Consider the following 9,751-nt stretch of genomic DNA (forward strand, 5'->3'; position numbering starts at 1 on the left):
GGCCACAGGAAGGCAACGGCACGCAGCCCGTCCTCGCTCGTATTTCCTATGTTGGCTACAAGACCATTTACAAGCGATGCAACAGCACCAACCTCGGCACTATACGAATGCAGCCCGAGACGATGATGTTGAAAGGAGTCGTTGTGAAAGGCGAGATACCGCAATATAAAACGACGACAGGCGGTATGACTGTCGACATACAGAACTCGCTGCTGAAAGATGTCGGCACGGCAGACGATTTACTCTCCATGCTGCCACAAGTGCAGGGAGAGGACGGCAACTTCACCGTCTTCGCTAAGGGTACACCCGAAATCTACATCAACAACAAGAAAGTGCAGAACACACGGGAACTGAAACAGTTGAAGTCTACTGACATCAAGAGCGTAGACATCATCACTTCGCCTGGTGCTAAGTACAATGCAGAGGTCAGCGCAGTTATCCGTATCAAGACTGTTCGTAGGAAGGGTGATGGTGTAAGTGTAGAGACTTACGGCCAAGTGAAATATAATGAGCGATGGACAACTTATGACGATGCCACAGTAAAGTATCGTTCGAACGGATTGGAGGTGTTCGGAAATGCGATGATCAACCATGGCAACTACTCTGAGAACAACGCCAATTCTATTGACACTCATGCCAATGGCAATCACGTCAGTATCACGCAGACTGGTCCCACCAGCTTCTGGTATACCATAATGGGAGGGCAAATAGGAGCCAACTACGATTTTAACGACAACAACTCCATCGGCTTCTCTTACAATTTAAGCGGAAATCTCTATGGGAGTGGAACGACACATACACAGCAGACCATCATGCGAAACGAAGCCCTTGAAGGAACGATCGACCAATTCATGGAACACAAAGAAAGCGACACTCCGCAACACGAAGCCAATATCTACTATGTCGGCAAGACAGGTAAACTCGGCATCGACTTCAATGGTTCATGGATATGGAAGAAATCTACTCGCGATGGGGTTTCAACAGAGCGCAGCCCACAACTGTCAGATCTTACTGTGACCACCCACAATGTGAACCGCACTCGCATGTTGGCTGGTAAACTGGTGCTGACCTATCCGATATGGAAGGGCGAGCTGAGTGCTGGCACGGAGATTTCGCGCTCCAATAGCCATGGCGTCTATAGCAATGTAGAGCAAGTGGTGGTACCGTCAAATGATGAGATCAAGGAAAGCAATGTCGCAGGATTTGCCGAATACATGATAAACTTGGGGCATTGGAGTCTCAACGGCGGACTTCGTTACGAGACAGTTACGTCCGACTATTATTCATTCGGCCTGTACCAGACAGAGCCAAGCCGCAAATACCACGATCTGTTTCCGAACCTTTCTGTCGGATGGCAAAAGAACAAATTGGGTGTTCAACTGAGCTATAACAAGCGTATCAGTCGTCCTTACTATCAGGAGCTGAACTCAAATGTACAATACGACAATCGATATCAGTACGAGGGCGGAAATCCTCTGCTTCGTCCATCCATTAGGCAGTACCTCAGCCTCAACGCCACCTACTCATGGCTGAACTTCTCGGCAGGCTACTGTCGTGTTAAAGACGTGCGTCTGAGTTTTGGCTACCTGTTTCAGGAAGGCACAGAAATCACGACCTGGACCGCTCGAAACTTCGACAAGTTCGAAACTTACTACGCATCGATGACAGCCTCGCCTAAGTTCGGGTTCTACAGTCCAACGCTGACTCTGAGCTACTGGCAGCAGAATTTCGATACTCAGGCATATGGACTAACAACGAAATTCGACAAACCTCAGCTTGAAGCCAATTTCCGCAACTGGTTCACCATCGGCAAAACCATGAAGGCCATGCTCTATATGCACTGCTCAACCAGTTTTAACGATGGCTTTAAACACAATTCCCATCAATTCAACATCAACGCCCGCGTACAGAAAAGCTTCCTTGACGGCAACCTCACCGCTGCCATCTTTGCCAACGATATCTTCCGCCATCTACGTGAACGCTGGACGGGCTACTATCCTATCACCACGCTGAACAAGGATGCCTACACTTATACACAGAGCATCGGCCTCTCACTCTCGTATAACTTTAACGCCACTCGAAGCAAGTACAAAGGCACAGGTGCTGGTAACGAAGAAAAGAACCGACTATAAATCTCTCTCGTGATCTCCTCACGATAGCAGATGTTTTTCCACCCTTTTATGCAAACTTAGAGTTTCCTCCGAGGAAAGTCCCACTTTCCTCCGGGGAAACTCTGCTTTTCCTCGGAGGAAACTTTGAAGCCTCATTTCCAGGTCACATCGAGTCAGCAGGAACTCATAAAAAACGTTAAGTACTAAAAGTTTAGTTGGAAATATTTTGTTCTACTAAACTTTTAGTATATATTTGCAGCCAAGAACAAGACAACCACCGTATGAAAGAGAAAAAAGCAGCACGCCAACTGACTAAGGCAGAGACGCAGGTGATGAATATCTTATGGGCTCTGCCTGAGCAACAAGGATTCATTCAAGACATCATTGAGCGCTATCCTGACCCCAAACCCGCCTATACGACAATCCTCACCTTCATGAAGATTCTGACAGAGAAGGGGTTTGTCAAACCAGAGAAGAAGGGTAAGGCCAATCTGTTTTCCCCTTTGGTAAGCAAAGACGACTATACCTATTCATATATCAGCGATGTCAAGGACACCTTCTTTGGCGGTTCTTTTTCTTCACTTGTCAGCTTCTTTGCCCAGAAAGAGCATTACAATGAAGAAGAAGTTGCCGAGTTGAAAGAGTTGATGCACAAAATTGAGAAAAAGAAATGATGGCTCCACTTCTTCTATATATAGGTAAGGTGGCAATACTGCTCGCAGTATTCTATCTATTCTATCGACTGCTGATGGAACGCGAGACCTTCCATCGCTTCAATCGTGCCATACTGCTCCTGTCTGTCTTGATGGCCTTTATCCTTCCACTGTGTGAGATGACCCTACACAAGACAGTGACAACAGCCTCCATGCCGTCTGATAGTACAACCTTCCATGCTGATTCCCATTCCGCATCCTCTCTATCTGCAGTTTATAATCCTCTTCTATGGCTGTTCGCTGTCTATCTCACAGGGATGGTATTAAAGATGCTGCATACAGCCTTCAGTATCTATCGACTCCACCGCCTGATTCGTCATTGTGAGCATCATCCTCAGGCTGATGGCACCACGATTGCTGTTTGTCCTCAGGATATAGCACCCTTTAGTTGGTGGAACACGATTGTCTTCTCCCGTTGGGACTATCAGCTGCAAGATAGGGCCTTGCTGGTTCATGAGCGGGCACATATCGATAGTTACCACTCCTTCGATCTCCTGCTGATGGAGTTGGTTATAGCCTTACAGTGGTTTAACCCTGCCATCTGGCTGATAGGACGTGAGCTGCGTGCTGTTCACGAATACGAGGCAGATGCCAGTGTGCTCTCTGGCGGCGTGGATGCCCATCACTACCTGAACCTGCTGATGGACAGAGCCAACGCCAAACTGGAGTGTACATTGGCAAATGCCATCAGTCAGCGAACGCTGAAAAACCGCTTTCAGATGATGGCTCGTCATCGTTCCAAGCCATCTCGCCTGCTCAAGGTTCTCTATCTCCTACCCATCGTTGCCATCACCCTGGCCCTGAATGCCAAGACCATTATCGACTATCAGGTAGAAAACCTCTCTCTCACCAGTCCTGCAGCCGATACCATCCAGACATCTGTGCCCCAGGAGGTGGCAAAGTCCCCTGTATCTAAGACAAACAGAAATCAGAACGTCCAGAGGTCTGAACAACAGTCCGACATCGTACTTGTCACCATTTCTGGTACAGTCATCGACATGGAAGGCCATCCCCTTACGGGAACCATCGTCAAGGTACACGATGGCACATCCGGGACAATCACCGACTTCGATGGCAAATTCAAACTCCAAGTACCGAAAGGTTCCGCCGTCGACTTCATGAACATTGGCATGGCAACAGTCTCTATACCAGTTAAAAGCGACATGACCTTCCAAAAGATAACAATGAAACTTGAATAACCCAACCAAGAGTAACAATGAGACCAACTCCCCTAACCATGATCTTATGGCTATGTCTCTGGCACTCGAGTCCCACCTCAGCCCAGATACAAGAAACCTTCTGGCATTGGCAGGTGATTGATACCGTGCAGATCTTCTGTGTGTATGATCATACCACATACCCTACACTCCGTTCATATCAGTTTAAGGAGCACGAACTGTTTTGTGTAGAGGTGGGGCGCAACATCTCAAAGTACTATAGCCTGAAAGAACTCGAGGGCGACTCTCTTCTCCATACAACGTCACAAGCCAAGCAGGAATATCAACGTCGAATTCGTGAAGCCATGAAAGTTAAGGGCGGCAACAAGACAAGTCGTCTGGAAAAGATGACGCAAATCATGCCTGGCGGAAATCTTGAAGAAACCTATAAGAACTATCCCGTACAGGATTCTATGTTAGTGCATAACGGCTGGCATGGACGAACGAAATACACAGAAGCTATGATACCACAGGACTGGGAGATACAGTCCGACACCATGTCGATCTTAGGTTACGCCTGTCAAAAAGCCACATGCAGATGGCGAGGGCGCGACTACACAGCATGGTTCACAGAAGAGATTCCCATAAGTGATGGTCCTTATAAGTTCTTTGGTTTACCTGGCTTGATCGTATCTGTTGAGGACTCAACTGGCGAGTACGGTTGGCTGCTGCAGGGCATAGAAAAACCCGTTGGCAAACGTATCTACTTGTCGCAACCCTTTAATGGACAAAGATATAAGCCTACAGATCGTCTGACAGAGCTACGCAGTCAATGGAAAAGTCGACTTGACATGATAAAGAAGCTTAACTCAGATGCCATTATGCTTGGAAAAGAACCTCCAGAAAACGAAGATCCCTATGATTTAATAGAGTTAGACTACAAGTAAAAAAACAACAAAACCAACTGAATATGAAGAGGTTACTATTTACCTGTCTGATGACAGGTCTAGCCCTTATTGTCTCTGCACAGGTGAAGATATCAGGATATGTTACTGACAGCCAGAGTGGGAAACCGCTTGGCAAAGTTATTGTGTCGGCAAGAGATCAGGAGAACAAGATGAAAGGGTTTACCCAGACCAAAACAGATGGAACATATACTCTTACTGTTGCAGGGGAGTATCTTCATTTCTCTATCATCGGCTATAAAAAGAAGACCATCAACCTAACGGCAGGTCGGACAATATATGATGTGGCATTGGAACAATCGGTCATCGAACTGAAGGAAGTGAAAGTCAAAGCACGGAAGATACGTCAACGAGGCGACACCTTAATATATCATGTGGCCACCTTCGCCAAAGACGGCGACCGTTCCATTGGCGATGTACTGAAGAAAATGCCAGGCATACAGGTGGCCAACGATGGTAAGATATCGTATAACGGCATGCCCATCAACAAGTTCTATATAGAGGGTAAGGACTTATTACAAGGAAAATATGGTTTGGCTACGAAAGGCGTAGAGCATCAGGATGTGAGCAGTGTGGAGGTGATGACCAATCATCAGCCAATCAAAGCCTTGAAGAGCCTGTCTGAGTCGGAACAGGCTGCCATCAACCTGCGACTGAAAGACGGCTCGAAGTCGCACTTGATAACCACCATTCAGGCAGCCATCGGCTTACCATCACTGTGGAATAGCAACCTCACTACTATGATGTTCAGTAAACAGTGGCAAATGATCTCTACCTATAAGACTAACAATACGGGCGAGGACCTTCTGAACGACATTCGTGAGCATGCCTCATTTCTGGAACCACCAAGACAAGAATTCCATGAGACGGATTATCTGTCTCTTCCAGTAGACCGTCTGTCGGAATTAAAGCAGAACAGGACTCTATTCAATAAGTCGCACCTGCTGTCAACCAATTGGATCTTCGGCATTGGTCAAGACGCGACACTCGATGCACAGGTATCATACCTTTCAGACCGCCAACATGCCGACCACCAAACGAACTCGGTATATTTCCTCGCCGAAGGGAGTCGCCTGATAGAAGATCGTCTGCACAGCAAGAACGGTCTTCAAGAGCTTTCCGTAAAACTGACTGCTGAGGTAAACCGCGACAGCAACTATCTGAACAACATACTACGGGCAGAGTTAGACTGGCATGACGGCGATGTACAGACAACTGGTACTTATAATACCTCACAACACCTCTATCAGCCGCACCATCAGTTGAGCAATACGCTTGAGTTTATTCATCGTAAAGGCAAGAACGCCTTGACTCTTAACTCACACCATCAGATGGACTGGCTACCGCAATACACCTCTGTCATGAGTGGGGTTCAGCCATACCGCCAAGAGCTGAACCGTCGCTCATTCTACAGCGACCAGCATGTGAACTACGACTTAGGTATGGGCATGTTTGTCGTGGCGATGGAGGGCGGTATGAACTACATCAATCGTCGTCTGAACAACTATCACACGTATCGTTACCAAACTTATCTCACACCTACGCTGAGATATCCACATCGTGATTTCAACTTTACGTTCCGACTACCGTTAAACTACTATCACTACGATTTCGATGGTAGCAAGCGCGACGATGTGAGCTATGGCACCAGTCTGGGTGTGTCCTATCGTGGCATTCCCCATTTGTCACTATCACTCACAGGCGACATCAGCGAGAATCCTTATAACATCAGCAGTCGTTATGATGGCCTATTGATGACCAACTACCGCACCATGACACGTGGCACCACCGAATACGGCACGGCAACGGGAAAGAGCCTGACACTATCGACTTTCTATCAGAACACAACTAATGGCATATTCGGTTTCCTTACTGTCAGCCATATGTGGAACAAGAACCCGTTTGTGTCTATTCAATCGTTTGATGGCAACTGGCTCATCAACGGCTTGATGCTCAGTCCAAATCATAGTCGCTCATGGCTCGTCAATGGCAATATCGAAACCTTGTTTCCACTCGTTGGCGGTATGTTTAAACTCTATGCCCGCTGGTTGCAGTTCGATCGTGAGATGATGACAGACGATGCTCTGACAGCCTATCGCAACAACTCCCTGTCGCTTGATGCCATCGTCAACGGTACTCTCTTCCGCAAACTCAACTGGAAGTACGAACTGGAATACAGTTCCAGCCATTTGTGCGTAGACGATGGTGGAGCAACTACCCTACGCGACTTTGAGCATAGTTTCTCACTCTATTATTCGCCCATCAGGAAACTATCCTTCTCTCTGATAGGCGAATACTATCATAATGAGATTGCCACCCGCCAATATTCCGACTATTTCCTGATGGACTCAAAAGCCATCTTGAAGTTCCGTTCCAATCTTGAACTGGCCTTAACCCTCAACAATATATTCAATGTCAACCATTACTCTCACACCATTTACAACGAGATGATGTCTATCTCAGAATCGCAGCCCATCCGCGGTCGCGAACTCTTACTAAGCATCTATTTTCGACCATAAGAGTTTAAAAGTGTAACAACATTCGAATATTTTTCGTATCTTTGCGATGGAAATTGCAAAGATAATATATAGGTACGTGATTACAAAAGACAGCATCGAGACCGCCTACAGCTTCCTGCACCAGAAGCAGCGCATCTATGCCCACTCCACGCTCGACTGGCAGAAGGATGACATAGAGGTCGCCATCGCCTTGTATGCCGATGACATGAGTCGAGAACTGTACACGACCATCTCTGGCGGCAAGCCCGACAGCCGCTCTCTTTGCCAACGACATCTTCCGCAACCTCCGTGAACGCTGGACGGGCTACTATCCTATCACCACGCTGAACAAGGATGCCTACACTTATACACAGAGCATCGGCCCCTCACTCTCGTATAACTTTAACGCCACCCGAAGCAAGTACAAAGGTACTGGTGCAGGTAATGACGAAAAGAACCGACTATAAATCTCTCCTTTCTTGATGGGCTGTCGCTGGTTCAAGCCCATCCTGAAGCGCCTTAGAAAGAGTCCTGTAAATCGATGATTTACGGGACTTTTCTTTTTCTCACACTCCGAAGTTGGCCCCATTTAACACCCGTTTCTAATCATTCTTATATCGGTTTTTCAACAAAACGTGGATAAGACTGCTGGATTTTCCGTATCTTTGCGCTGAATATTGTAACGAAATAAGAAAGAATGACAGATAAATAAAAAAAATGGCGTTTCCATAAAAAAACGATGGATCTGAAGTGTCTTACATATAGATGTGCCCCAATAAGCGGGGTACAAAAATGAATAGACTGATATGTTTGAACAGAGAATACTTGAAAATTGCGATTCAGCGAGTGCCAAGCAAAGTCGCTTGGAACTGACTGAGCGTAAGCAGTTCATCGAACAGCTTTTCCGCCAGAACTACAGCGAGATGATTCATCTGGCCAGAGTCTTGCTGGGCAATGACGAAGAAGCTGAGGACGTGGTGCAGGACATCTTCTTGCGAATAGCAGACAGCGACATTCCACCCCAGAATGACCGTTATCTGCTGACCGCCGCACGCAATGCCTGTCTGAACAGAATCCGACAGATGCGGATACACGACAGAGTAAAGGGATTGATGCCCATAGAAGATGAAACCGACCTTCAACCTATTGACAAACGGTTGGAACGAATCGACGACATCGCTGCTTACGTGGACGAGCAAGTGGAGGAACCTCATCGCAGCGTCTTCCACCTCCGTTTCGACGAAGACTTGACCGTAAGCGAGATCGCCCGTCGACTTGGCTTGAATCCCAATACCACCTACAAGTATCTCATACAGACCATTCAGCGTATCAGACATCACTTCGAGAAACATTAAACTAACAATAACAATGGAAACGATCAACGAAAACATTCGTCAGCTACTGGAAATGCTCGACAATCCCGATGCATACACCGATCAGGAAATCCAAGACATCGTCAACCGTGACGACGACACCCGCGAGACCTACCGCCTCATGGTAGAAGCCAAGCGTAGCAGCCGCCATCGCCAGAACCAAAAGCCTGTCGATGTAGATGTCGCCTGGCAGAGATTCAATCAGAAGCTTCAGCCTAAACAGCAGAGATATGGCTGGATGAAGATCGCAGCCTCCTTCATCGGTGTGCTCCTTGCCTCAGGCATCACCTTTGCAGCCATCCACATTGTGCGAACGACTAGCAACCCCCAACCACAAACTACGCAGGCAGAACAAACCACATCTGCCAAGCCTGCTCCAGCATTACCAACAGATACCATCAAGACGGACACTGTATCCAATGTACAGCCTATTGTTTTCGACAATATTACATTGGATAAGATGTTGCCGCAGATTGCTGCCTACTACAACAAAGAGGTGGAATTCCAAAATACCGATGCCCGCCAATTCCGTTTCTATTTCGTATGGAAACAGGAAGAGACACTTGAAGCCGTATTGCATCGACTCAACCTTTTCGAGAGCATCACCGTGGAACTGAAGGATAACAAGATAATAATAGAGTAAGCCATGAAAAGAATCACATTTATGCTTGTCTGCTGTCTCATCTTTACAGGAGTGCAGGCCCAGAAGATTACGCAAGAATACAATAACATATCGCTCAGTGAGGCTCTGCGCCAACTGAACGAGCAGACCGAGGAATACACCATCAGTTTTCTCTACAACGAACTGGAGGACTTCCGCATCACTACTTCGATACATCGTAAGAGCGTTCCAGATGCCATCCGTCAGATGATTGGCTTCTACCCCATCCGCATGAGTGTTGAGCCAGGGATTACAAATCCCAACCAACAGGAA

Annotated in this window: 8 protein-coding genes and 1 pseudogene; all 9 read left to right on the forward strand. The window is 47.1% G+C overall.

Going from position 1 to position 9,751, the window contains the following annotated elements; translation table 11 throughout:
* Positions 1-2,132: outer membrane beta-barrel family protein (locus tag BLU99_RS12070; RefSeq protein WP_144006155.1), on the forward strand; the 2,132-nt coding region annotated here is incomplete at its 5' end.
* Between the two features lie 260 nt (positions 2,133-2,392).
* The gene (locus tag BLU99_RS12075) at positions 2,393-2,785 is read left to right on the forward strand and encodes a BlaI/MecI/CopY family transcriptional regulator (protein ID WP_091902456.1); all 393 of its coding nucleotides are present in this window, start codon (positions 2,393-2,395) and stop codon (positions 2,783-2,785) included.
* The gene (locus BLU99_RS12080) at positions 2,782-4,023 is read left to right on the forward strand and encodes a M56 family metallopeptidase (protein WP_091902458.1); all 1,242 of its coding nucleotides are present in this window, start codon (positions 2,782-2,784) and stop codon (positions 4,021-4,023) included. The genes BLU99_RS12075 and BLU99_RS12080 overlap by 4 nt, the downstream gene beginning before the upstream one ends.
* A gap of 17 nt (positions 4,024-4,040) precedes the next feature.
* Positions 4,041-4,928, forward strand: a complete 888-nt coding sequence (locus tag BLU99_RS12085; RefSeq protein WP_143065721.1) for a GLPGLI family protein — start codon at positions 4,041-4,043, stop codon at positions 4,926-4,928.
* A gap of 23 nt (positions 4,929-4,951) precedes the next feature.
* Positions 4,952-7,465 carry a peptidase associated/transthyretin-like domain-containing protein gene (locus BLU99_RS12090; protein WP_091902462.1) on the forward strand — a complete coding sequence of 838 codons (2,514 nt, stop codon included), beginning with the start codon at positions 4,952-4,954 and terminating at the stop codon, positions 7,463-7,465.
* 76 nt (positions 7,466-7,541) lie between these two features.
* Positions 7,542-7,757 (forward strand): hypothetical protein, encoded by a 216-nt coding sequence (locus BLU99_RS12095; protein ID WP_091902464.1) that lies wholly within the window; start codon positions 7,542-7,544, stop codon positions 7,755-7,757.
* Between the two features lie 493 nt (positions 7,758-8,250).
* Positions 8,251-8,799 carry an RNA polymerase sigma factor gene (locus BLU99_RS12100; RefSeq protein ID WP_091902466.1) on the forward strand — a complete coding sequence of 183 codons (549 nt, stop codon included), beginning with the start codon at positions 8,251-8,253 and terminating at the stop codon, positions 8,797-8,799.
* Positions 8,800-8,812: 13 nt separating this feature from the next.
* Complete coding sequence (locus BLU99_RS12105; RefSeq protein ID WP_091902467.1) at positions 8,813-9,460, forward strand: DUF4974 domain-containing protein; 648 nt, start codon at positions 8,813-8,815, stop codon at positions 9,458-9,460.
* A gap of 3 nt (positions 9,461-9,463) precedes the next feature.
* Positions 9,464-9,751: pseudogene (locus BLU99_RS12110) on the forward strand (TonB-dependent receptor); the annotation flags it as partial.

The sequence above is a fragment of the Prevotella sp. lc2012 genome, assembly GCF_900107065.1.
Lineage (GTDB): Bacteria > Bacteroidota > Bacteroidia > Bacteroidales > Bacteroidaceae > Prevotella.

Coding starts and splice junctions, on each gene's coding strand:
- BLU99_RS12075 (WP_091902456.1), top strand. CDS start 2,393: ATGAAAGAGAAAAAAGCAGCACGCCAACTGACTAAGGCAGAGACGCAG.
- BLU99_RS12080 (WP_091902458.1), top strand. CDS start 2,782: ATGATGGCTCCACTTCTTCTATATATAGGTAAGGTGGCAATACTGCTC.
- BLU99_RS12085 (WP_143065721.1), top strand. CDS start 4,041: ATGAGACCAACTCCCCTAACCATGATCTTATGGCTATGTCTCTGGCAC.
- BLU99_RS12090 (WP_091902462.1), top strand. CDS start 4,952: ATGAAGAGGTTACTATTTACCTGTCTGATGACAGGTCTAGCCCTTATT.
- BLU99_RS12100 (WP_091902466.1), top strand. CDS start 8,251: ATGTTTGAACAGAGAATACTTGAAAATTGCGATTCAGCGAGTGCCAAG.
- BLU99_RS12105 (WP_091902467.1), top strand. CDS start 8,813: ATGGAAACGATCAACGAAAACATTCGTCAGCTACTGGAAATGCTCGAC.